This is a genomic window from Paenibacillus sp. S29, assembly GCF_049319765.1.
In the GTDB taxonomy this organism is placed as follows: domain Bacteria; phylum Bacillota; class Bacilli; order Paenibacillales; family Paenibacillaceae; genus Paenibacillus; species Paenibacillus polymyxa_B.
The window spans coordinates 60,737-83,285 of the sequence record NZ_JBMOUI010000009.1 but is presented as its reverse complement, the minus strand read 5'-3'; the positions used below and the strand labels follow the sequence as shown (position 1 = coordinate 83,285).

The window sequence follows — 22,549 nt, the reverse complement described above, 5'->3', positions numbered from 1 at the left end:
AGAGCGGAGGAAAAAGTAATGAACACAGAATTACTGTTTAAACCTTTTAAGTTAGGTAATTTATCTCTTCCCAATCGGATTGTTATGGCGCCAATGACACGGAATTTTTCTCCTCAAGGTATTCCAGGGCCTGACGTGGCCGCGTATTATCGTCGCCGTGCCGAAAATGCAGTAGGATTGATTATTACAGAGGGCACTGCTATTAATCATCCCGCAGCTGTGGAGCACACAAGCATTCCTAATTTTTATGGTGAGGGATTAAAGGGGTGGGCCAAGGTAGTTGAGGAGGTTCATGCGGTAGGTGGCAAGATTATACCGCAGCTCTGGCATGTGGGTACGGCCCGTAAAATAGGTGCAGATAATCAACCGAATCCCGAGGCATTGCCTGTCGGTCCATCCGGTATCTCTCCCGCCGGCGAAAAGGTGGTTGAGCCATTGACGGAGGCTGAGATTGCGGATATTATTTCAGCTTATGCACAGGCCGCTGCCGATGCCCAGCGAGTGGGTTTTGACGGTATTGAGCTTCATGGAGCACATGGCTATTTAATCGATCAATTTTTCTGGGACAAAACCAATAAGCGCACCGACAAATACGGAGGCAACTTGGTCCAGCGTACTCGGTTTGCGGTGGAGGTCATTGAGGCTTGTCGTCGTGCAGTAGGGCCGAATTTCCCAATTGTATTGCGATTCTCCCAGTGGAAGATGTACCATTATGAAGAAAAGCTGGCCCAAACACCACAGGAACTTGAACAATTTCTCACTCCATTAGTGAAGGCCGGAGTGGATGTATTCCATTGCTCAAGCCGCCGTTTTTGGGAACCGGAATTTGAAGGGTCTGATCTAAACCTGGCAGCTTGGACGAAAAAGATAACAGGCAAGCCAGTGATTACTGTGGGCTCGATTGGTTTGGAGAAGGCCTTTTTGAGTGATTTGGAAAATAATAATCGTCAAACCGATCAATCCAGTAATGTAGAGGCAAGATTAGAACAACTCGTGGGGCAAGTAGAACGAGAGGAAGCTGATCTGGTTGCGGTTGGGCGTGCTTTGCTGGTTGATCCAGCGTTTGCGGTGAAGTTACGTGATCAACAAATAGATGAAATTATTCCTTACAGTGATGAAGTATTAAAAACATTGAATTAAGCTTTATAAAGCTCTAAGTAGTGTAAAGCTATAGTGTTAGGCAAGCATTGAGACTTGGAAGTTTTCTGTTACAGGGCAAGCTGTAATATAAGCTATTCGTAAACTCTACGAATTTGCTATAATAGGAGCATCAAGTCGAAATACACGGGGTGAAAAGGATGAATTCTGAAACGGAAGCTTTGGATTGCGAGCCGGCTTGTCACGGTTCAGATCAGGAAATTGAGCGCATAAAATCTTCCCTTGTTGAGGATTCCATCGCCTACAAAATGTCGGAGCTGTTCAAAGCACTGGGTGACCCGACACGAATCAAGCTGATTTATGCCCTGGCACAAAAAGAACTGTGTGTTCATGATCTGACCCAGGTGTTGAACATGGGACAATCTGCGGTATCCCACCAGCTTCGTTATTTGCGCAACCTGCGTATTGTCAAACGACGCAAAGAAGGCAAGACGGTGTTTTATTCACTGGATGATAATCATGTGGAGCAGATCTTTTTGCAAACCCATCAGCACATATCACATCAATAATTTTTGGGATAAAACAACAGAGGGCGCCAAGCGATTGGCGCTCTTTTGGCGTTCGTCCGTTGAAGTCGATTTTTTTGTTAAAAAGGGCTAGAGTCATTGACTTTTGACCCTGATCCTGAATATAATGGCCTTAACAAATAATATATGAACAGTTGCTCATATATAGTTAATTGGAGGCCAATGACTATGGATGCTCTAAAAAGAACGGAACGGCATGAATGGATTTTGGAAGGTTTGGATTGCGCGAACTGTGCTCTCAAGATTGAAAATGGAGTCAGTAAAATAGAAGGGGTCATGGATTGCTCGGTCAATTTTGTTACGAAAACGTTGACGATGACCACAAGTTCGGATCAAAAAGAAGAGATATTTCGTCAAGCCGAACGGAAGGTTCACAGACTTGAGCCACATGTTCGAATGGTTGTAAAAAATGCTCGTGGACGCCTGCGTGAAGACAGCCGAAGCAATGCTGGTGCAGTACAGCCAGACTGCACAGATGGTTGTGCATGCGGTCATGAGCATCATAGTGAAGGTGAAGGGCATACACACGAGGTCGGGCAACATGCTTCTCACAGCCACGCTGGTCATCATCATGGAGCACATGGCAAGCAAGCCCATACGCACGATGGACACGACCACGGGGATCATGCACACGAGCATCACAACCACCATGCAGAGCACGAACATGGTGAAGCCACCCACACTCATTCACATTCGCATGGAGAGGATAGCCACGCTGGGCATACGCATGATCACGGTACGGACGGTATGCGCCGCATGATTGCGCGTTTGGCTATTGGTGCGGTAGTTGCGGCTGTTGCCTGGTGGTTACCTGTCGAAGGTGTAGGCAAGCTGGCCCTATTTTTACTGGCATATATCATCGTTGGCGGTGATGTTGTCTTGCAGGCTGTACGCAGTTTGATACGTGGAATGGCCTTTGACGAGTACTTCCTGATGACGCTGGCTACAGTTGGTGCATTTGCGATTGGGGAATACCCGGAAGGCGTAGCTGTCATGTTCTTTTATCAAATCGGAGAACTGTTTCAAGGCATTGCAGTTAACCGTTCACGTAAATCCATCAGTGATCTGATGGATATTAGACCGGACTATGCCAATCTGAAGACGGCTGAGTCCGTACGGAGAGTGTCCCCAGAAGACGTTCGCATTGGGGATTTGATTGTAATTAAGCCGGGCGAGAAGATCCCGCTGGATGGTAAAGTTATAGATGGTAAATCGCATGTGGATACCTCTGCGTTGACTGGTGAATCCGTGCCTCGTACCGTAGAGCCGGGAAGCAACGTGTTGAGTGGATTTATCAATACGAACGGACTTCTAACGGTAGAGGTTAGCAAAGAATTTAGTGAATCGGCGGTCTCGAAAATTTTGGAATTAGTGCAAAATGCGAGTGCCAAAAAAGCGCCGACTGAAAAGTTTATCACGAAATTTTCCAGATACTATACTCCAGTAGTGGTTATTGTAGCGCTGTTGTTGGCGGTTGTTCCACCGCTTGTTGTGCCAGATGCACAATTTGCAGATTGGGTATACCGTGCGCTTGTTTTCCTCGTTATTTCTTGTCCTTGTGCGCTGGTAGTATCCATTCCACTGGGCTTCTTTGGGGGAATTGGGGCAGCCTCCCGTTCAGGTGTCCTGATCAAGGGCGGGAACTATCTTGAAGCTCTGAATCATGTGAAATACGCTGTTTTTGATAAAACAGGCACACTCACAAAAGGTGTTTTCCGTGTAACAGGGATTTATCCTGCCGGAGATTTTACAAACGAAACCTTGCTCGAAACCGCCGCTTTGGCCGAGCTGCATTCCACACATCCTATTGCTGCTTCTCTGCGTGAATCCTACGGTAATGAACTCAGAGCAGAACGGGTTCAGCAATATAGTGAAATATCCGGTCACGGGATTCAGGCACAAATTGACGGTCGTCTGGTATCAGCCGGGAACGCCAAGCTGATGGAGCGGGAGCATGTGGCATTTAACGTGGCGCAGCAAGCAGGGACGCTGGATGAAGGAACGGTCGTACATGTGGCTGTAGACGGAACGTATGCCGGGTGCATTCTGATTTCGGATGAGGTTAAGGAAGACGCAGCCCAAACGGTTGCTTCACTGAAAAAGTTGGGTGTGGTGAAAACCATCATGCTGACGGGTGACAATCGGACTGTTGCCGAGGCCGTAGGACGACAGTTGGGTTTGGATGAAGTACGGGCAGAACTGTTACCTCAGCACAAAGCCGAAGCCATCGAGCAGTTGTCTGCAAGTAAAAAAACGAGCGACAAAATTTTGTTCGTAGGCGATGGAATTAATGATACACCCGTACTGGCGCTGGCAGATGTCGGTGTAGCGATGGGCGGTTTGGGATCGGATGCTGCGATTGAGGCGGCAGATATCGTAATCATGAACGACGAGCCTTCAAGGCTGGTTACGGCGATCCATATCGCCAAGCGCACACGTCGTATCGTATGGCAAAACATTATATTTGCGCTAGGTGTCAAAGCGGTTTTTCTTACGCTGGGAGCATTCGGTATTGCTACGATGTGGGAGGCTGTATTTTCCGATGTAGGTGTAACATTGCTAGCCGTATTGAATGTGATGCGTGTATTGAAGGTTCGTTCTTACGAGTAAAAAAATAAACACCCCCGGGTTAACATCGGATGTAGGCATCCTGTGAAGACCGGGGGTGTTTATCTTATAGGTTCCTTTTTCGAGTGGTCTTGTACCAGCAGGATAGAGATTTATTTTGGGATGTAGGGTAGTTGTGCCGAAATGTATAAATGTGTGGCGTGCCTAATACGTTAAGGTAGGGGCTTTACAAGTAAGGCCCATGTAAGATTCGGTTGCTCCATTATGGGTAAGCGTTTTCTTTGTTTGGAGGGGTACTCGAATTCGTGTGTGCCAACTTGCTGACGGAAGAAAGGATGGATTAATAGCATGGAGGCTAAACTGATGCATGTATTCGCAGAGCTGTTGGGTGGCAAAAATAGCCGGGATCTCAAAGTTCCAGAGCCGGGTATGGAGGCTGCTGCACAGAGGTTGGCTATGGAGACGCTAAAGGCAGGCAGCCATGAAGTATCTGCTACGCAGGAGGAAGATCCGTTGGGCTGGCTGGTTGGTTTAGCTGAGCAGGGCGTAATCAGTCGAGCAGAGGCTTTGATGGCTGCGAATCCGGAATTACTTGGGGAAACGATGCTGAATAACGGCAACGATATTGGGCAAGCAATGGGCACACTCCTAAAATGGAGCGATGAATACAGGCGCACCTCCATACGGATTTATGCCGATGCTCCTGCAAGTTTGAGTCGTATAAGCACAGAGACAGCATCAGAAATAGGCAGTTATGACGGTTATAGTCTTCTGCATGGTCCCTTGTCACAGGCATCTGGCCGTGTAGGGAAACTATGCTATGCCTATCTGGACGTAGCAGAGTCTGGACAGACGATTCATGCCCCTGACGGGGAGCCTGATCCCATCCTTATTCCCGGTTCACGTGCATCTGACACGTACAAAACCTTTAACCAGGCATCTGGCCTGCCTGGATTGTGTGAGCATTTGTCCCGCCGAATTATCAGTTTGCTGGAAACACAATATGAAAGCTTATTCGAGTCTTTGAACGGATCACCACTCACTATAGCCCTAATTGAGCAGAACAATGCGGTGGGTATTGGAAGCTTGCAAGATATGCAGCTGGAGGCATTACTGCGTGCGGCGTTGCGGAGCGTGCGGCAGGGGGGAGAACCCAAGCTGGAGATTATAGTGCGCAATCCGGCTGACGTGGACGAATTCCGGGCAGCGCGAGACTGGATTGACGGCGTTGCAGAGCAGACTTTATGCGGGCGTCTTCGGTGCATTCCATATCGGGTAGGCGTGCTTTTGACAGTTGACCCGTCTTTGGTGCCTAACGTAAGCCAAACAGGGAACAGGCAAGCTGCACGGTCGGGGGAGTCAGCCCATTCCAATAACATGTCCGAAGTGAGCGCACGGCAGATCAAGCAGGTGGCTCAAGCTGCAGATCTGGCACGTTTTGCCGATACGGTCATTTTAGAAGTCATACCAACTCCATCCGATGACATTAGGGCTGAGGAGCAGTTGATTCCATCCGGTGTCGATGGTCATGAGAATAATAGTGATACGATAAAATGCATAATGGAAGCTGTTCGACGTGTAAAGCCTGAGCTTCCTTTATGGGTAGTAATAGATGGAATTAACCATTATCTGGATATAATTTCGATCTGGGAGAATGAGCTGACGGGGGTCATTTGCCCGGACACAGCGGTTCCCACTGCACGTCTTGCGGCTGCGCGTTTGGGACTGCAACAGCCCGCAGATCGTCAGCACACTTCAGGAACTGCACACAATCATGCGTGGAAGTTTCCTTTAGCCTGAAGATAACCGGAATTCTTGGAATAGAGGATTTTGCAAAAATCCAATAAGCGACTTTCAATGAACAATATATAGATCGAAATGGTCTAGTTCGTCTATATATTGCACTTTGGAGCGACTGGAATCGAATTTTGCAAATCCTGAATAGGATGCTTTAAATATGGAGGATACCTGCGGTGTTTGCGCGGGTATCTTTTTTTATTTAGGCCATTGCTGGTTTACAAGTGGAAAAGAAAAGGTATATAATAAAACAAAAGTTTCTCTAATCCAAAATAATTGTATAGATGCAAAAATGATTATCATTCTCATTGTCAAACATGCTGCTTCGGACTTCCCGAAGCAGCATGTGCTATTTTAGGGCACTTAACAATGGATATCATTCTCAATGAAATGCTAGTACAAGGAACAAAATATGGAAAGGAACGTGACATGATGCAAGCTGCTCAACGATTACAAGATACATTGTCTCCCTCTAACCGAACCCTTTCAAAAAACAGTGGCAGCGGACGACCCGGTCCGAATCGCAAGCCGCAATTTCAGCTTAAAAGCATGCTGAAAAATAAGGAGATGCAAGCTGCTCTAGGTAGTGGATTGCTGATGCTGATGGCATGGGGAGTCTCCCATTGGTGGCAATGGCTATCGGTCATTCTGTATGTAGTGTCCTATGCCCTTGGGGGCTGGTCCAAAGCCAGAGAAGGGGTCGAAACACTGATCCGAGAACATGATCTGGATGTTAATCTGCTCATGATCGCTGCCTCCCTAGGAGCTGCGGCCATTGGCTATTGGAATGAAGGAGCCATGCTGATCTTTATTTTTGCACTCAGCGGTGCGCTGGAGAGCTATACCACCGAGCGTAGTAGTAAGGATATTTCTGAGCTTATGGCGTTGAAGCCGGAAACGGCTTTGCGCTTGTCTCGCGAGGGGACGGAAACAGTCGGCATTGAGCAACTGTTGCCAGGCGACCTGCTGCTGGTGAAGCCGGGCGAACTGATTCCGGCGGACGGCCGAATCTCCAAGGGCGTTTCGGCAGTGAATCAGGCATCGATTACCGGGGAGTCTGTTCCGGTAAATAAGGTGGAAGATGACGAAGTATATGCCGGCACCATTAATGGAGAAGGCGTGCTATATGTAGAGGTGAGTCAGTCCTCGGAGGACACTTTATTTTCAAAAATCATTCGTATGGTGGAAGAGGCTCAGACCGAAGTTCCTGATTCCCAGCGGTTTATTAAAACGTTCGAATCGGTGTACGCCCGAATTGTTGTTGCTGTCACGCTGATCGTCATTGCCGGTGCACCCATAGCATTAGGCTGGACGTGGGCAGCAGCGTTCTACAAGGCTATGGTGTTCCTCGTCGTGGCCTCACCCTGTGCGCTCGTGTCATCCATTATGCCAGTGATGCTATCGGCCATTTCCAACCGTGCCCGACGGGGAATCCTGTTCAAAGGTGGTGCACATGTGGAGAATATGGCATTGACTTCTGTTGTTGCTTTTGACAAAACAGGCACGTTAACGATGGGGTCACCTGTCGTCACGGATTGGATTACCGCCGCAGAATACGATGCCGATGAGCTATTGCAGATTGTTGCCACAATTGAAAGTTATTCTTTGCATCCGCTGGCGCGAGCGATTGTAGCCAAAGCTCAAGCTGAATGGGGACAGAGAGAGCTTCTCCCAACTGAGCAAGTACAGGCACTCACTGGATGGGGGATGGAAGGCATCATAGGCGGGGTGAAATGGAAAATCGGTCGCACAGATGTGCTGGATGGACCTAGTCCTCTGGCAGAGCCAGAGTGGATGGAGAGTCGGGCCCGGCTGGAAGCTGAGGGCAAAACCGTATCCATCATCCTCGCGGATGATCGGATTGCCGGAATGCTGGCACTACGCGATGAGCTGCGTCCGCAGGCTCAAGAGTCCGTGAAACGCCTGCAAGCGCAGGGTATCCGGGTTGTCATGCTAACCGGAGACCGTCCAGAAACGGCCGCTGTGATCGCGGAGCAGGCTGGAGTCGACGCTGTATATGCTGGCTTAATGCCGGAGGACAAAGTCAGCCATATTCGCATGCTGCGGGAGCAGTACGGGCATGTCGTCATGGTCGGCGACGGTGTGAACGACGCTCCTGCGTTGACAGCAGCAACCGTAGGACTAGGCATGGGGATGCATGGCAGCGGAGCAGCGCTAGAGGTCGCAGACGTGGTACTGATGAATGATGGAATCGAGGAGATCGCTCCGACGATAGCACTGGCGCGCAAGGCGCAGCGGGTGGTCAAACAAAATATGATCTTCGCGGTAAGTGTCATTTTCCTGCTTGTGATCAGCAACTTTGTGCAGGATATAGCCTTGCCATTTGGGGTTATTGGGCATGAAGGCAGCACAATACTGGTCATTTTGAATGGCCTGCGCTTATTGCGGTCATAGGACTAATAATCACAAGATGACAAACAGGAAGGAGCATTCATACCTCTTAAAATCCAAGGGGGTGAATGCTCCTTCTTTTGCAGCCTCGAAACGCTGTACGTCTATCTTCGGCGCGGCGTAGATCGTCGTAAGAACAAGGAAAACAATAGCCCCGCCAGCGCAATCCCTGTAGCAATGATGAAGGCATCATTAATGCCATGGATCGTTGATTCTGTAACGGCACTTCGGTACACCTGTTGTAGCGCCAACGATGAGCCACTTTCTGTTGAAATGCCCGCCGTTTGCGCGAGGGTTTGTCCCAACTGTGCTACCCCTTCGGTTAAAGGAACATTGGCGGTGGTAGCGACATTCGCATAATCCGCTACATGAATTGTCGTTCGGCTGCTCATTACAGTAATGAGCCAAGCGGTACCGATAGACCCGGCAATTTGCCGTACTGTGTTGGACATGGCTGTACCGTGGCTACCGAGATGGGCAGGTAGCTGGTTTAACCCTTCCGTCTGGACGGACATCATCAGCAATGACATTCCGAAGCTGCGAATCGTATAGATGATCATAATATGTCCGTAGGTGGTGGCATCGGTCAGCAGACTGAATTCCCAGGTTGTGACTGCTGTAATAATCAGTCCAATGATCGCCAATGGCCTTGCGCCTATACGGTCAAATACTGCCCCTGATATCGGTGACATCACACCCATCAGCAGTGCACCCGGCAACAGCAGCAGACCGGATTGCAGCGGCGTAAAGCCGCGTATATTTTGCAAATAGATCGGTAGCAGCAGCATCCCGCCAAACATCGTCATGTTGACGGTAGCCCCGACTAAGGTCGATACGGTAAAAATATCATATTTAAACACACGGAACTCCAGCATCGGCTGTACCATATTCAGCTCGCGCACGATAAACATTACAATAAACACAACCCCGGCAGCGAGTGTAAGTATTACCGTATTGCTGTCCCAGCCCTTGTCTCCAGCTGAACTAAAGCCATACAGTAGGAAGCCAAAGCCCAGTGTGGAAAAGATGGTTCCCAACAGATCAAAGTTCGGTTTCGTTAGCTTGGATACATTTTTGAGCCAGCGTATGGCAAACAGAATATCAATGATTGCCAACGGAATCACCAGCAAAAATAGCAGTCTCCAACTATAGTGCTCCACAATCCAACCGGATAAAGTCGGTCCAACCGCCGGGGCAAACATCATGGCAATCCCCATGGTCCCCATAGCAGCGCCTCGTTTTTCGGGGGGAAACACAGTCAGGAACACGTTCATGACCACAGGCATGATAATGCCCGCTCCGCTGGCCTGAATAACGCGTCCAACCAGCATAGGCGCAAAGCCGGTACTGGTAGCACAGACGACAGACCCGGCCGTAAATAACCCCATCGCGGAGATGAATAGCGCACGTGTTCCGAATGACTCAATCAGAAAAGCAGTGATAGGAATCAGAATCCCGTTGGTTAGCATATATCCGGTGGATAGCCATTGAACGGTTGTTGCAGATACATTAAAATCATTCATCAAATGTGGAATGGCCACGTTGAGCAGCGTTTGATTCAAAATCGAAATGAAGGCGCCTAGCAGCAGCACGGACAGAATACGTCCGACGGACATTTTTTGATCCATGACAGCCTCCTACTTGTGAACTCTGATGGTCGCACTCATTCCCGGGATAATACCCAGCCCTTTGTAACCTTGAATGGAAATATTGACAGGCACGACCTGTGTCACCTTGGTATAGTTGGCAGTGGTGTTAGAAGTGGGCAGTAGTGAAAAAGTTGATGCGGTCGCCAGGCCGATCTTTTCGAGTTTACCGCTCAGGGACGTATCCGGGTAAGCATCAATATATACATCTACCGTCTGTCCTACTTGAAGATCCTGTACAGCCGTTTCGTCAATATTGGCGGTAATCCATAAATTATTTAGATCAAAAGCCTTCGCTAAGGGTGTGCCTGCCCCAACAATCGAGTTGTTGACTGCAGATTGCTGTACGATGGTACCATCGGTTGGAATCGTAACGCTAATTCGGCTTCCTCCCCCTTCTACATTACCAAGCGTGCTTCCAGCGGTGTAGGTCTTACCAACTTCAGCATTCCAGCCTGTGAGTTTGCCAGCGCCTGGAGAGGCAACGGTAACTGCTTGTCCGCTCACTTGGGCATTATCGGTTTTTATGTAGTTGGCGGATTGATTGTAGTAATAGGCGGCGGCTCCACCACCTGCCAGAATAATGATAATAACTAGCAGGTTGACTAATATGGCGCGTGAATTCATGTTTACATGCCTCCCTAGTTCTTGGATTTTCAAAGTATGCGTCAAATGATTCATAATATTCAGATGGGTTTTGGGCAAGGTTAAGAGCGCATGCGAAAAAGATGATTTTGCTGACAAAGGATGATGCGCATAATGACGACCAGAATCATGATTGTATATGACAGTGAAAATGGGCATACCGAACGTCTCGCTCGCTCGATCGCAGAAGGAGCACACCTTGAGCATACGGAAGTGTTGTTAAAGCATGTGAATGAGGCCGATGTGAATGAGCTAGTGAGTGTGGATGCCATTATATGGGGTTGTCCGGGCCATTTTGGTACCATCAGCAGCGGTCTGAAAAGCTGGATTGATAAGCTGGGGTATCTGTGGGCGCAGGGCAAGCTGGTAGATAAAATCGGCGCTGTGTTTTGCACAACAGCTACCGTTCATGGTGGATTGGAATCTACGCTTCTGAATTTGATTACTCCGATGCTTCATCAAGGCATGATTATTGTAGGACTGCCCGCTAATATTACGGAAAATGCATTATACGGCTCCTATTACGGCGTAGGGGTAACATGTCCAGTGGAGACAGACCCCAATGGTCCGCCTAATCTTCCAACGGGTGATGATCTTGCACTAGGTCGTTCTTTGGGCAAACGGGTCGCTGAGATAGCGGGACGGTACCGTAGCGCTGAAAGGGAATAGGAGGCTACCGATGACCATTGCTTTTATCGTAGTAGCTGCGGTTGCCTTTATTTTTTTGCTGGTATTTAATACAAAGATGACGCGCAAATCCTCTCCCAAAACTCGCCCCGCGGAAGAGGAGTCACGGCAAAGAAGCAAACGTCCTTATCCTGTACAGGTGGAACCCGAGGTGCGTGAAAGGATAGATTCTACGCGAGAGATGCCGCATAAGGATATCGACGTCGAAGAACATCATGCGGAGGAACAACACAAGGTGCCTGATATCCAGACGGATAAGAAGGTAGAAAAGGATCGCGAGAACATCAAGGATGCTTACGGAGATCAGGATTATCGTGCGGCTTTACGTGGTTTTGCCAAAAAAGACCAAGAAAAGGATAGACGTTCCCAAATATCCAATGGAGAGAAGGAGACTCACAAAAGTGAGGACGAGCAGTATCGTGAAGCACTGCGCTCCATGAACCAAAAAAAATGAGGTATCTCCATGTGAACATGCCAAAAAGGCTGCTTATCTGTCTGAATTACAGGCAGAAGGCAGCCTTTTTGTGTTGCTCGGCTATAGCCATTCGGTTAGCCCAATCATCGTAATTAAGCCGAGAATAAAAGAGAATGTGGCGATCCGCTGGTTGCCATCCCCGTGACTCTCGGGAATCAATTCCTTGTAGACAATAAACATCATGGCTCCGGCGGCAAAAGCAAGGCCGTAAGGTACCAGTCCGTTCACCCAGCTACTCAAATAAAACCCGATCAGACTCGTAATGATTTCCACGGCTCCGGTGAGGGTAGCAATGCCCAAGGCCTTGAAACGGCCGATATTTTGATTCACAAGGAACAACGCTACGATAAAGCCTTCCGGGGCATTTTGCAGGCCGATAGAGAAGGCGATCAGATTGCCGAGATTTTGAGTTTCACTTGCATAGCTGACCCCAACAGAGAGTCCTTCTGGCAAATTGTGCAATGTAATAGCTGCGATAATGAGAAAAGATTTGGACTCCAGTTGAAAGGTCTTGGAGTCTGGGTCCTCCAAATCCGCATGGGGAATGTACATTTCCATCACTAGTAATACGAGACAGCCGAGCAGGATTCCCGCAGTCAGCACGAACCAATTGGAATGCTGGATTGCTTCGGGAATGAGGTTATACACGGATGCAGAGGTCATAATTCCTGCGGCATAAGCCAACAGAACATCGCGAAGTCGATGCGTGATATTGCGCATAAACAGTATGGGCACGGCGCCGAGTCCAGTGGACAGGGCAGAAATAAAGCTACCTAAAAAAACGTCATTCATAATCGGGATAATCCCTCCATACCTGATTTATCTTTATACTTCGCTTCATGAAAACTTCATTTGACTGTTTACAGCTATTTCCGCATAATGAAATTAGGATTTAGAATCAGTCTAAGTCATAAGAGGCTACAAAACAAGTGATTCGTTTTTGCAATATCCGGGTGTCCACATTTTGGGATAAGCTTCTGGTGGAATTACTTTTAGAGTATATGCAGCTGCCCAGCGCCCGGTGCCGAAAACTCGTTATATAATACTTATGATATTTTAGGAGGAACCAAGATATGTACAAGTCCATTATTATAGGTACCGGCCCTGCCGGTTTGACCGCTGCAATTTATCTGGCACGCGCTAACATGAGCCCACTGGTGATCGAAGGACCACAGCCAGGCGGACAATTAACTACGACTACGGAAGTCGAAAATTTCCCAGGTTTTCCTGAAGGAATCATGGGACCCGATTTGATGGATAATATGCGTAAGCAAGCGGAGCGTTTTGGCGCTGAATTCCGCACAGGCTGGGTAAACAAAGTAGACACAACGGCTCGTCCATTTACATTGGATGTAGAAGGTTTGGGTGAACTGGTTACTGATACGCTGATTATTTCCACAGGGGCGACTGCCAAATATCTGGGTATTCCCGGTGAACAGGATAATATCGGACGTGGCGTAAGCACTTGCGCAACATGCGACGGCTTCTTTTTCCGTGGCAAAGAAATTGTTGTCATCGGCGGTGGAGACTCTGCATTGGAAGAAGCCAATTTCCTGACTCGATTTGCCTCCAAAGTGACATTGGTGCATCGTCGTGAAGAAATGCGCGCCTCCAAAATTATGCAGGATCGTGCTCGTGCGAACAACAAAATTGAATGGGCGCTTAATCGTACTCCTGTAGAAGTGATTGCGGACGAGAATGGAGTCACTGGCTTGAAAGTACTGAATAATGCAACAGGTGAAGAGGAAATCATTACAGTTAGCGGCGTATTCGTGGCGATTGGTCATCATCCAAATACGGGCTTCCTTGAGGGGCAAATTACAACGGATGCGAACGGTTATATCGTCGTAAATCCGGGTACTTCCGAAACAAACGTGCCTGGCGTATTCGCTTGTGGTGACGTACAGGATACTCGCTACAGACAAGCGATTACCGCAGCAGGTAGTGGCTGCATGGCTGCTATGGACAGCGAGAAGTACATCGAAAGCTTGGAGCACAGCGCACTGGCCCTGTAATGATCCTTGGAAATATGAATAAATATGATGTAACAAAATAAATGATGAGGTGATATTCATGGAAAAAGCAATAGTATACACATCTACAAACTGCCCGCATTGCCGTCAAGTAAAAAGCTATTTGAGTGAAAAAGGCGTAGAGTACGAAGAACGCAACATTGAAACCAATGAAGCTTTTGCACAAGAGGTTTGGGATATGGGCATTCGTGCCGTTCCATTGACTCTGATCGGAGAAGAACGTATTTCCGGTATGAACAAAACCAAGTTTGAAAAAGTATTGAACGCTTAATCCAACCTAAGAGCAGACGACGGTCCTGTGGATCGTTATAGGGTATAGATAAGGCCTCCATCGCAGTTACATACTGCGGAGGGGGCCTTTTATAGTCTCTAATCTTTTTTATAGGATTTTGCAAAATTCCGAGAAAAGTGGGCGTACAGGAACCTAAGTGTTCCCGTATGCTTTTTTTCTTATAAAGACACGCGTACTCGCCCCAGAAAAGGAGCTGTTGCTGCATAGGCGGCACCTAGCATCGTCGAACGGCTGCCAAGCGTGGAGAAACGAATCTGTAGTTGCCGACGGTGATAGGGCAGGGCACGTTCGTCAATCACATCACGCATGCTTTGCTCCAACCAAGGTCTGGCTTCCGCCAGTGGACCGCCGATGATAAGCATTCCGGGGTTGAGGCTGTTCACAATGTTGGTAATACCCACACCCAAATATCGCCCAATATCATCAAGGACGCTTAATGTGCTTGCTTCACCTTGCTGAGCAAATGACAGTAATTCCGCTGTATTCTGTGCAGGCAGTTTCAATGTGGATGCTACATACGCCTTCTCTGAAGCATAGAGTTCCCAGCAGCCGCGACTACCGCAGGAGCAGAGTCGTCCGTTCCAATCAATGGTCATATGACCCGTCTCTCCGGCGTACCCCCAAGCTCCTTGATACGGTTTGCCATCAATGATAATCCCGGCCCCGATCCCGGCCCCTGCACTGATGTAGACCAGATCCCGCACCTGCTGTCGGTGATCGCCGTCCATCCCATAGTACAACTCGCCCTGTGCGCCGACGTTAGCTTCGTTATCCACTACGACGGGTAGACCTAGCTCGGCCTCAAGTTGCTGCCGCAGCGGAACCTCTTCCCAGCCCAGATTGGGTGCGAACAAAACGGTTCCGGTTTCATCCACCATACCCGGCACCCCCAGCCCAATGCCGACAATACCGTGAGGGGAGGGAGGAGTGGTCTGCATGAGCTCCAGAACGAGCTTTCGAATCTGTTCCATAACAAAGGCGGGATCATGCTGAGTAAGGGAAAGGCTAAGCTCAGTTTCAATGGTGCCTGCCAGATCAGTCAGAGCGCCCTTGATGTACTGTACGCTCACCTCAATACCGAGTACAAAGCCTGCACGGCTGTTGAATAGCAGCATTAAAGGCTTACGCCCGCCGCTGGATTCCCCTAATCCCGTCTCATATACAAGTCCATCGGTGATGAGCTCTGCCACCAGATTGGAAACGGTAGCCTTGTTTAATCCAGTTTGACTGGATAACTGTGCCCGGGATAGCGGAGCATGAAGGCGAATACGCTCCAGCACAATGGATTTATTTAGCTTTTTGACAAGCGCCTGATCGCCAGTGACATTCATGGTTAATTCACTTCCTGTTGGTGTAATTCCTGATATTATATCATAAAAACAAACTTAGTTTAAGCAATAGACAAAGTCTTTCGACTGTGCTAGAATCGGTTTTGTAAACGTTTACTACAAAGGAGGAACTTATAATGGCTTATTTCGAACAGGTATCTAAAATTAACTTTGAGGGCAAGCAATCCGACAATCCTTTTGCGTTCAAATTTTATAATCCACAGGAAATTGTAGCGGGAAAAACGATGGAGGAGCATTTGCGTTTTAGCATGGCCTATTGGCATACACTGGTTGCAGGCGGCTCCGATCCTTTTGGTGTAGAAACAGCGGAACGTCCATGGTCCAAGTTTACCGGGCTGGATTTGGCAAAGGCACGTGTGGAGGCTGCCTTTGAGCTGCTGGATAAGCTGAATTTACCTTATTTTGCTTTTCATGATGTGGATATTGCACCAGAAGGCGCGTCATTGAAGGAATTTTACAGCAATCTGGATACCATCGTGGATCTAATTGAGGAACATATGAAAGCTACGGGGAAAAAATTGCTGTGGAACACGGCGAACATGTTTAGTCATCCACGTTATTTGCATGGAGCTGCGTCGACTTGCAATGCAGATGTTTACGCACACGCAGCTGCTCAGATTAAAAAAGGACTGGAAGTGGGCAAACGTCTGGGCGCAGATAACTATGTTTTCTGGGGAGGCCGTGAAGGCTACGAAACACTGCTGAACACGGATTTGAAGCTGGAGCAGGACAATTTGGGACGTATGTTCCATATGGCCGTAGACTATGCGCGTGAAATTGGCTTTGACGCCCAGTTCCTGATTGAGCCAAAACCGAAGGAGCCAACGAAGCATCAGTATGATTTTGATGCGGCGACGACGATTGCTTTCCTGCAAAAATATGATCTGGATCAGCATTTCAAGCTTAATCTGGAAGCTAATCATGCAACTTTGGCGGGTCATACTTTTGATCATGAAGTACGTGTAGCACGGATTAACGGCATGCTGGGATCACTGGATGCAAATCAGGGAGATTTACTGCTGGGCTGGGATACGGACGAATTCCCGGTGGATCTGTATGATGCCACACTAACCATGTATGAAGTGCTGCAAAATGAAGGCTTGGGCCGTGGCGGTATCAACTTTGATGCCAAGGTGCGCAGAGCATCATTTGAGCCGGAAGACTTGTTCCTTGCGCACATCGCAGGTATGGATACGTATGCGAAGGGGTTGAAGGTAGCTGCCAAACTGATCGAGGATCGTGTGTTTGAGGACTTTATTGAGAAGCGCTACAGCAGCTTTAAAGAAGGTATTGGAGCAGACATCGTATCCGGAAAAGCAACGCTTGCTTCTCTGGCTGAATATGCTTTGGCGAACGAAACACCACGTAAAAACGTATCCGGTCGTCAGGAATATCTGAAAGCAACATTAAATCAATACATTTTGGCTGACTAATACCAGGACTTATATATGAAACAACGGCTGCACGATGACAAGGAAGGAGGAACTCCAATGCAGGAGAAGCTAAATCAGGAGCAGGAACGCTATGTCATTGGCGTAGATTTGGGTACCAGCGCGGTCAAAACGGTGCTGGTTAACCGCAAGGGGCAGGTGGCCTATGAAACCTCCCAGTCTTATCCGCTCCATCAGCCGAAGGCAGGGTATAGCGAACAGCACCCTGAGGACTGGGTCAGTGGCACGTTAGCATCACTGAAACAGCTTGTGGAGAAGGCCGGAATCGGCGACACAGATGCTGTGGACGGTATTAGCTTTTCGGGACAGATGCATGGGCTTGTGCTGACTGACAAGGAAGGACAAGTGCTTCGTCCGGCTATTCTGTGGAATGACACGCGTACAACAGCACAATGCCGTCGTATTGAAGGAAAGCTCGGGTCGGAGCTGCTGAACATCGCACGTAATCGCGCGCTGGAAGGCTTCACGCTGCCCAAGCTGCTGTGGGTACAGGAGCATGAGCCAGAGGTGCTGGCCCGTGCGGCACATTTTATGCTGCCCAAGGATTATGTGCGCTACTGTCTGACAGGAGAGCTGGCGACGGAGTATTCGGATGCGGCGGGCACGCTGCTGCTGGATATTGCGAACAAGCAGTGGAGCGAAGAGATCGCTGCCGCGTTTGACCTACCGTTGTCGCTGTTCCCGCCGCTGGTGGAATCCTTTGATCAGACGGGTACGCTACTGCCGGAGATTGCGGAGCAGAGCGGGCTTTCGCCTGAAACGAAGGTCTTTGCAGGTGGTGCCGACAACGCATGTGGCGCGATTGGCGCTGGCATTTTGAGCGAAGGCCGCACCCTGTGCAGCATCGGCACCTCAGGGGTTGTACTTTCCTATGAGGAGCGCAAGGATATTGATGTGCAGGGACGGGCACATTTTTTTAATCATAGTGAGCAGGATGCTTATTATATTATGGGGGTTACGCTCGCGGCCGGATACAGCTTGACTTGGTTTAAGGATACCTTTGCACCAGAGCATTCTTTTGATGCACTGTTGGCAGATGTGAACTCTATTGAACCAGGCAGCCGAGGGCTGCTGTTCACGCCTTATATCGTCGGCGAGCGTACACCTCATCCAGATGCAACCATTCGAGGTAGCTTTATCGGGATGGATGCGGGGCATAAGCTTGCGCATTTTACACGGGCAGTACTGGAGGGAATTACGTTTTCGCTCAAGGAATCCATTGATATTCTCAGAGGAACGGGCAAAATGGTGAATGAAGTGATTTCCATCGGCGGCGGTGCGCGTAATGAGGCATGGCTGCAAATGCAGGCAGATATTTTTAACGCGGATATCATTAAGCTGGAAAGCGAACAGGGACCTGCCTTGGGAGCGGCCATGCTGGCTGCTTATGGTAGCGGCTGGTTTGAATCTCTGCAAGCGTGCGCTGAAGCTTTTCTGCGTGAAGCAGCGAGATATTCCCCGAACCCAGAACGTGTGGCACAGTATGAAGGCCTATACGAGCTGTACCGTGAAGTTTACTTGCACACGCGAGAGCTAAGTGAGCATTTGGCAGTATATCGGTGAAGCGTAAATAAGAAGCGGCTCCGGGTGTAAGAAACCCCCGGAGCCGCTTTTTTTTGTGATGATGAGTTTTTGAATTAAATACTTTTCTTGATTTTCGCATGATCTTCATTCATAGAACTCACGGCACAGCCAGGACATGACTTGCTCGACGAACACCCCGCACAGGCGCCTTGACGGCTTTTTCGCAAAAATCTTACCAGCACCCACGCACTATAACCGAGGATCGCCAATAAAATGATGATATTGATCATGGAATTCACTTCCTTTTATTTACTATAGGGCCTGACTTAACCCCAACCTAATAATCTGCCACATTGATAGATCAAAACGGCGATGATATATGCGACGGTCAAAGGATAGATCACAGAAAATGCGGTCCAACGCCACGAAAGGGTTTCTTTACGAATGACCGCTACCGTAGCCAGACACGGAACATACAGCAGAATGAACACCATAAAGCTAAAAGAGGCAAGCGGTGTAAAGGCCTGTCTGACTTGTAGTTCAAGTCCCTGCATATCGGGAACGTGGTAAATAATATTCATCGTTGATACGACAACTTCCTTGGCCATAAAGCCTGTGAGCAGGGAAGCTCCTGCTTGCCAGGTGCCAAAACCGAGAGGGGCCAGTAATGGAGCGAACCAACCTCCAACGGTGGCAAGCAGGCTGTCATTCATTTCTGCCCCGAAGCCCTGCGGACCGAAATTGGACAAGAGCCAGATGCCAACGGAACCTGCAAGAATAATGGTTCCGGCTTTACGGACGAAGCCTTTGACCTTCTCCCATGTGCTGCGGAATAGTGTAAGAGCCTGCGGCACTCGATAGGGAGGAAGTTCCACGATAAAGAGGGAGGGCTCACCCGACAAAATGGATACTTTGGAAAAAATTTTGGCAAGTATAAGTGAAACGATGATTCCTAACACATACATCAGCATGATAATGCTTGCCGCATGTGTTGGGAAAAACACACCCGCAAACAACGCATATACCGGCAGGCGGGCTGAACACGACATAAAGGGCACCAGCAATGTGGTAATGAGGCGTTCTCTGGGCTGTTCAATGGTGCGTGCCGCCATAATCGCAGGGACATTGCAGCCAAATCCGATGATGAAGGGAATGAAGCTTTTCCCGTTCAAGCCAACGGCTTGCATCAGGCGATCCATGAGTATCGTGACCCGTGCCATATAACCAGAGTCTTCGATCACTGAAATTATCAGAAATAAAATAGCAATTTGAGGCAGAAAAACAAGCACACCCCCGACTCCAGCCACGATGCCGTCCACGACTAGACTTTGCGTAAAAGCAGACGCGTTCAAGTGAACGAGTAACTCAGAAATCCAAGTGCTGAGTGTCCCTGAAAAAAATCCATCCAGCATATCTGAAAGGATCGTACCCGCCCAATCGAAGGTGAACTTGAAGGTAGCGTACATCAGCAGCAAAAAGATCGGAATCCCCAGATACCGATGAGTTAATAGTGCATCGAGCCTATCCGTCAGGCTGTGCGGTCTGAGTTTGGAGGTGTCGAGTGCCTTGGTGCACAGATCAGCAATCCATGCTGTTCGTACAGAACGAATACGCTGAGCAGGGGTGATGGCATGGCCTTCACCGAGAAGTTCTTCCTCGCAACGTTGGATGCGTGCAGTTACTTGTTCACGCTGTACCTCATTCGTCATCCATTCCATGACGACAGGATTGCCTTCCAGACATTGCAGTGCGGCCCACCGCAGTTGCGGCACAGGTGCATTTGGCAGCAAGTCGCAAATATCGGTAATAGCAGCTTCAACGGCAGGGCCGTAGTCCAATTGAAAAGCATTGGATGTACGTCTTACCTCCCGAAGAGAAGCGAGCATTTGCTTACTTCCACTGCCTGTACGCGCCACCATAGGAATGATGGGAACGTTCAATTGATTAGCTAACAAATCCTTGTTTACACGAAGACCCGTGGCATCGGCTACGTCAGTCATGTTTAAGCCAAGTACAAGCGGACGGCCATACTCCAGTAGTTGTACGGTTAGATAGAGATTACGCTGGAGCTGGGAGGCATCCACAATGTTAATCAGGGCCGTAGGAGGTTCTTCCAGCAAATATCGAGTTGCGACACCTTCATCCAGCGAAAGAGGGAGTAAAGAGTAGGCGCCCGGCAAATCCACCAATACGGCAGACTTGTCACGCAGGATGCCTGTTTTCTTTTCCACTGTGACGCCGGACCAGTTTCCTACTTCTGCATACGTACGAGTCAGCTTGTTAAATAATGAGGTTTTTCCTGTGTTGGGATTACCGAATAGAGCGATCATGTCCATGTTGGAACAACCTCCAGTTGCTTCACCTGATTTTGGCGAAGGCCGACCAGCTGGCCGTTGCATTCAATGACAATAGGACCGCCCAATAAACTGATTTTTTTTAACCGTATGATGGAACCTTCGTTAATGCCCATGTCTGTTAAGCGGCGGCGCAATGAGGGATGAAGAGGGGCGAGAGATTGCAAACGCACAGTCTGACCCAGTGGCGTACGAAGGAGTGAGATACATTCTGGCATAGTGCTCAGCCTTTCTGATCTAGAATGAGAATCAATATCATTTACTTCCGATGCCAGTACCATATCATGAGGAAATCTAGATTGCTGTGATAAAACTCTCTACGAACGACATGTTTGCTCATTATCCGATCTGTTATATAGCCGAGTATGATGTCACAACCTGTCTTGAACTGCACCCTTACTCGTCTGCAACTGACAAAACTAGAGCGTTTGGGGCAACTGTTTTTATGGTAAGATATAGCTGTTTACAACTATGCTAAGAAGGGCAGGAACGCTCTGTATGAACAGAAAAATCGGGGTTAGGCTTGTAAAATGTCTGGTTGCGGGTGCAGCGCTGGCTGTGTTGCTGCCGCAGGCTGTGGAGTGGGGCAGCAATGTGTATGCGACGTCGGTTAAGCCGGCTCCATCCGTATCATCGCAGCAGCTTCAGAACAAGCTTTTACAGGCAATGGCTACGCGGAGTGAAACGCTGACCTTTACATATCAAGGGCGAGTGAACGGTCTCAAGCAGCAATTACAGACGGCCATCCAACAGGCCATGGAGAGCGATCCGTATGTAAATTATACGATCAAAAGCTACGCATTCAGCTATACAGGGACAACGACCTCCGCTCAGGTTACGATTCGTCTAAGCTACCGGGAGACGAAGGAACAGACAGCATATGTGGATAGCACAGTTAAAGCGGTGCTGGGGGATATTATTACGAAGGGAATGACGGATCATGAGAAGGTAAAGGCCATTCATGATTGGATCGTCGTTCGCCTGAAGTATGATGAAGCACAGCAAAAGTACACAGCCTATGATGGCCTGAAAACGGGAAGCACGGTCTGTCAGGGTTATTCACTGCTGGCCTATAAAATGCTGGAACGTGCAGGCATTACGAACCGGATTGTGGAAGGAAGAGCAGGGGGCCAGCTGCATGCATGGAATCTGGTTTTATTAGATGGTCGATGGTATCACATGGATACGACATGGGATGATCCAACCCCGGATCGCGCGAACGAGGTAAGCACTTCATATTATCTGCTAACGGATACCGAAATGCGGCGGGATCACTCATGGGTTAAGCCGTATCCTCAAGCGAATACATCGTATCGGGAAACCTTGTCAGCACTGGTAACTGCCGGAGGATCAAAGGCTGTTGTGTATCAAAAACTGTACAATACCCTCGAATATCCGCTGCAAGACGGCAAGGGTCTGGTTAAATCATCTGCCGACATTAAGGAACAGGTACGTAAGATTGTAAATAAGGGAGGGACGACACTTACCTTTGCCTATCAGGGAACGGAGCGAAGTCTCAAGGAGGATTTACAATCCTTATATCAACTCGGTTTGAAATCCATTTCCTATCAGATTACGGATCTAGGAAGTACCGGCAATCTTCGTGTAACCCTGAAATGGACCTAATCATC

19 protein-coding genes are annotated in these 22,549 nt (G+C 48.7%); 12 read left to right on the top strand and 7 right to left on the bottom strand.

What is annotated here, in order from left to right; all coding sequences use genetic code 11:
• Positions 1-18: 18 nt before the first annotated feature.
• The 5 genes from ACL9RM_RS16550 to ACL9RM_RS16530 all read left to right on the top strand — a co-directional run bounded on the left by ACL9RM_RS16550 (position 19) and on the right by ACL9RM_RS16530 (position 8,465).
• Positions 19-1,140 (top strand): NADH:flavin oxidoreductase, encoded by a 1,122-nt coding sequence (locus ACL9RM_RS16550; protein WP_250260407.1) that lies wholly within the window; start codon positions 19-21, stop codon positions 1,138-1,140.
• A gap of 158 nt (positions 1,141-1,298) precedes the next feature.
• Positions 1,299-1,667 (top strand): ArsR/SmtB family transcription factor, encoded by a 369-nt coding sequence (locus tag ACL9RM_RS16545; protein ID WP_007432172.1) that lies wholly within the window; start codon positions 1,299-1,301, stop codon positions 1,665-1,667.
• A 186-nt stretch (positions 1,668-1,853) separates the two neighbouring features.
• Positions 1,854-4,295 carry a heavy metal translocating P-type ATPase gene (locus tag ACL9RM_RS16540; RefSeq protein ID WP_414126408.1) on the top strand — a complete coding sequence of 814 codons (2,442 nt, stop codon included), beginning with the start codon at positions 1,854-1,856 and terminating at the stop codon, positions 4,293-4,295.
• 306 nt (positions 4,296-4,601) lie between these two features.
• Complete coding sequence (locus ACL9RM_RS16535; RefSeq protein WP_414126407.1) at positions 4,602-6,053, top strand: PEP-utilizing protein; 1,452 nt, start codon at positions 4,602-4,604, stop codon at positions 6,051-6,053.
• 429 nt (positions 6,054-6,482) lie between these two features.
• On the top strand, positions 6,483-8,465 hold the full coding sequence (locus ACL9RM_RS16530) for a heavy metal translocating P-type ATPase (protein WP_414126422.1): 1,983 nt from the start codon (positions 6,483-6,485) through the stop codon (positions 8,463-8,465).
• 101 nt (positions 8,466-8,566) lie between these two features.
• On the opposite strand, the gene ACL9RM_RS16525 is transcribed toward ACL9RM_RS16530, so the two are convergent.
• Positions 8,567-10,090 (bottom strand): DHA2 family efflux MFS transporter permease subunit, encoded by a 1,524-nt coding sequence (locus tag ACL9RM_RS16525; RefSeq protein ID WP_069290403.1) that lies wholly within the window; start codon positions 10,088-10,090, stop codon positions 8,567-8,569.
• A gap of 9 nt (positions 10,091-10,099) precedes the next feature.
• Positions 10,100-10,735, bottom strand: a complete 636-nt coding sequence (locus ACL9RM_RS16520; protein WP_025724158.1) for an HlyD family secretion protein — start codon at positions 10,733-10,735, stop codon at positions 10,100-10,102.
• Positions 10,736-10,867: 132 nt separating this feature from the next.
• Between ACL9RM_RS16520 and ACL9RM_RS16515 the strand changes: the two genes are divergently transcribed.
• Positions 10,868-11,422 carry an NAD(P)H-dependent oxidoreductase gene (locus ACL9RM_RS16515; protein ID WP_061828901.1) on the top strand — a complete coding sequence of 185 codons (555 nt, stop codon included), beginning with the start codon at positions 10,868-10,870 and terminating at the stop codon, positions 11,420-11,422.
• 10 nt (positions 11,423-11,432) lie between these two features.
• A complete protein-coding gene (locus tag ACL9RM_RS16510; RefSeq protein WP_250266688.1) occupies positions 11,433-11,894 on the top strand; it encodes a hypothetical protein in 462 nt (153 codons plus the stop codon).
• An 81-nt stretch (positions 11,895-11,975) separates the two neighbouring features.
• Here ACL9RM_RS16510 and ACL9RM_RS16505 read toward each other — a convergent pair whose 3' ends face one another.
• On the bottom strand, positions 11,976-12,707 hold the full coding sequence (locus ACL9RM_RS16505) for a ZIP family metal transporter (RefSeq protein WP_061828899.1): 732 nt from the start codon (positions 12,705-12,707) through the stop codon (positions 11,976-11,978).
• Positions 12,708-12,988: 281 nt separating this feature from the next.
• Between ACL9RM_RS16505 and trxB the strand changes: the two genes are divergently transcribed.
• Complete coding sequence (gene trxB / locus ACL9RM_RS16500; protein ID WP_023990316.1) at positions 12,989-13,930, top strand: thioredoxin-disulfide reductase; 942 nt, start codon at positions 12,989-12,991, stop codon at positions 13,928-13,930.
• 58 nt (positions 13,931-13,988) lie between these two features.
• The gene (locus ACL9RM_RS16495) at positions 13,989-14,219 is read left to right on the top strand and encodes a glutaredoxin family protein (RefSeq protein ID WP_007432162.1); all 231 of its coding nucleotides are present in this window, start codon (positions 13,989-13,991) and stop codon (positions 14,217-14,219) included.
• A 179-nt stretch (positions 14,220-14,398) separates the two neighbouring features.
• Here ACL9RM_RS16495 and ACL9RM_RS16490 read toward each other — a convergent pair whose 3' ends face one another.
• Complete coding sequence (locus ACL9RM_RS16490; protein ID WP_250266687.1) at positions 14,399-15,571, bottom strand: ROK family transcriptional regulator; 1,173 nt, start codon at positions 15,569-15,571, stop codon at positions 14,399-14,401.
• Positions 15,572-15,705: 134 nt separating this feature from the next.
• Between ACL9RM_RS16490 and xylA the strand changes: the two genes are divergently transcribed.
• The gene (xylA, locus tag ACL9RM_RS16485; RefSeq protein WP_013311966.1) at positions 15,706-17,022 is read left to right on the top strand and encodes a xylose isomerase; all 1,317 of its coding nucleotides are present in this window, start codon (positions 15,706-15,708) and stop codon (positions 17,020-17,022) included.
• A 57-nt stretch (positions 17,023-17,079) separates the two neighbouring features.
• The gene (xylB, locus tag ACL9RM_RS16480; RefSeq protein ID WP_250266686.1) at positions 17,080-18,603 is read left to right on the top strand and encodes a xylulokinase; all 1,524 of its coding nucleotides are present in this window, start codon (positions 17,080-17,082) and stop codon (positions 18,601-18,603) included.
• Positions 18,604-18,677: 74 nt separating this feature from the next.
• Here xylB and ACL9RM_RS16475 read toward each other — a convergent pair whose 3' ends face one another.
• From ACL9RM_RS16475 to ACL9RM_RS16465, 3 genes are read right to left on the bottom strand one after another with little or no spacing between them, the layout of a single operon-like run.
• Positions 18,678-18,854, bottom strand: a complete 177-nt coding sequence (locus ACL9RM_RS16475) for a FeoB-associated Cys-rich membrane protein (RefSeq protein WP_081112420.1) — start codon at positions 18,852-18,854, stop codon at positions 18,678-18,680.
• A gap of 36 nt (positions 18,855-18,890) precedes the next feature.
• Positions 18,891-20,900, bottom strand: a complete 2,010-nt coding sequence (gene feoB, locus ACL9RM_RS16470) for a ferrous iron transport protein B (RefSeq protein WP_250266685.1) — start codon at positions 20,898-20,900, stop codon at positions 18,891-18,893.
• Positions 20,891-21,136 carry a FeoA family protein gene (locus ACL9RM_RS16465; RefSeq protein WP_016820309.1) on the bottom strand — a complete coding sequence of 82 codons (246 nt, stop codon included), beginning with the start codon at positions 21,134-21,136 and terminating at the stop codon, positions 20,891-20,893. Before ACL9RM_RS16465 ends, feoB begins: the two co-directional genes overlap by 10 nt.
• 280 nt (positions 21,137-21,416) lie before the next feature.
• On the opposite strand from ACL9RM_RS16465, the gene ACL9RM_RS16460 reads away from it, so the two are divergent.
• Complete coding sequence (locus tag ACL9RM_RS16460) at positions 21,417-22,544, top strand: transglutaminase domain-containing protein (RefSeq protein ID WP_250260416.1); 1,128 nt, start codon at positions 21,417-21,419, stop codon at positions 22,542-22,544.
• Positions 22,545-22,549 lie beyond the last annotated feature (5 nt).

Bases quoted from the DNA above. Each gene is read 5' to 3' on its own strand.
- ACL9RM_RS16550 (WP_250260407.1), top strand. From the start codon at position 19: ATGAACACAGAATTACTGTTTAAACCTTTTAAGTTAGGTAATTTATCT.
- ACL9RM_RS16545 (WP_007432172.1), top strand. From the start codon at position 1,299: ATGAATTCTGAAACGGAAGCTTTGGATTGCGAGCCGGCTTGTCACGGT.
- ACL9RM_RS16540 (WP_414126408.1), top strand. From the start codon at position 1,854: ATGGATGCTCTAAAAAGAACGGAACGGCATGAATGGATTTTGGAAGGT.
- ACL9RM_RS16535 (WP_414126407.1), top strand. From the start codon at position 4,602: ATGGAGGCTAAACTGATGCATGTATTCGCAGAGCTGTTGGGTGGCAAA.
- ACL9RM_RS16530 (WP_414126422.1), top strand. From the start codon at position 6,483: ATGCAAGCTGCTCAACGATTACAAGATACATTGTCTCCCTCTAACCGA.
- ACL9RM_RS16525 (WP_069290403.1), bottom strand. From the start codon at position 10,090: ATGGATCAAAAAATGTCCGTCGGACGTATTCTGTCCGTGCTGCTGCTA.
- ACL9RM_RS16520 (WP_025724158.1), bottom strand. From the start codon at position 10,735: ATGAATTCACGCGCCATATTAGTCAACCTGCTAGTTATTATCATTATT.
- ACL9RM_RS16515 (WP_061828901.1), top strand. From the start codon at position 10,868: ATGACGACCAGAATCATGATTGTATATGACAGTGAAAATGGGCATACC.
- ACL9RM_RS16510 (WP_250266688.1), top strand. From the start codon at position 11,433: ATGACCATTGCTTTTATCGTAGTAGCTGCGGTTGCCTTTATTTTTTTG.
- ACL9RM_RS16505 (WP_061828899.1), bottom strand. From the start codon at position 12,707: ATGAATGACGTTTTTTTAGGTAGCTTTATTTCTGCCCTGTCCACTGGA.
- trxB (WP_023990316.1), top strand. From the start codon at position 12,989: ATGTACAAGTCCATTATTATAGGTACCGGCCCTGCCGGTTTGACCGCT.
- ACL9RM_RS16495 (WP_007432162.1), top strand. From the start codon at position 13,989: ATGGAAAAAGCAATAGTATACACATCTACAAACTGCCCGCATTGCCGT.
- ACL9RM_RS16490 (WP_250266687.1), bottom strand. From the start codon at position 15,571: ATGAATGTCACTGGCGATCAGGCGCTTGTCAAAAAGCTAAATAAATCC.
- xylA (WP_013311966.1), top strand. From the start codon at position 15,706: ATGGCTTATTTCGAACAGGTATCTAAAATTAACTTTGAGGGCAAGCAA.
- xylB (WP_250266686.1), top strand. From the start codon at position 17,080: ATGCAGGAGAAGCTAAATCAGGAGCAGGAACGCTATGTCATTGGCGTA.
- ACL9RM_RS16475 (WP_081112420.1), bottom strand. From the start codon at position 18,854: ATGATCAATATCATCATTTTATTGGCGATCCTCGGTTATAGTGCGTGG.
- feoB (WP_250266685.1), bottom strand. From the start codon at position 20,900: ATGGACATGATCGCTCTATTCGGTAATCCCAACACAGGAAAAACCTCA.
- ACL9RM_RS16465 (WP_016820309.1), bottom strand. From the start codon at position 21,136: ATGCCAGAATGTATCTCACTCCTTCGTACGCCACTGGGTCAGACTGTG.
- ACL9RM_RS16460 (WP_250260416.1), top strand. From the start codon at position 21,417: ATGAACAGAAAAATCGGGGTTAGGCTTGTAAAATGTCTGGTTGCGGGT.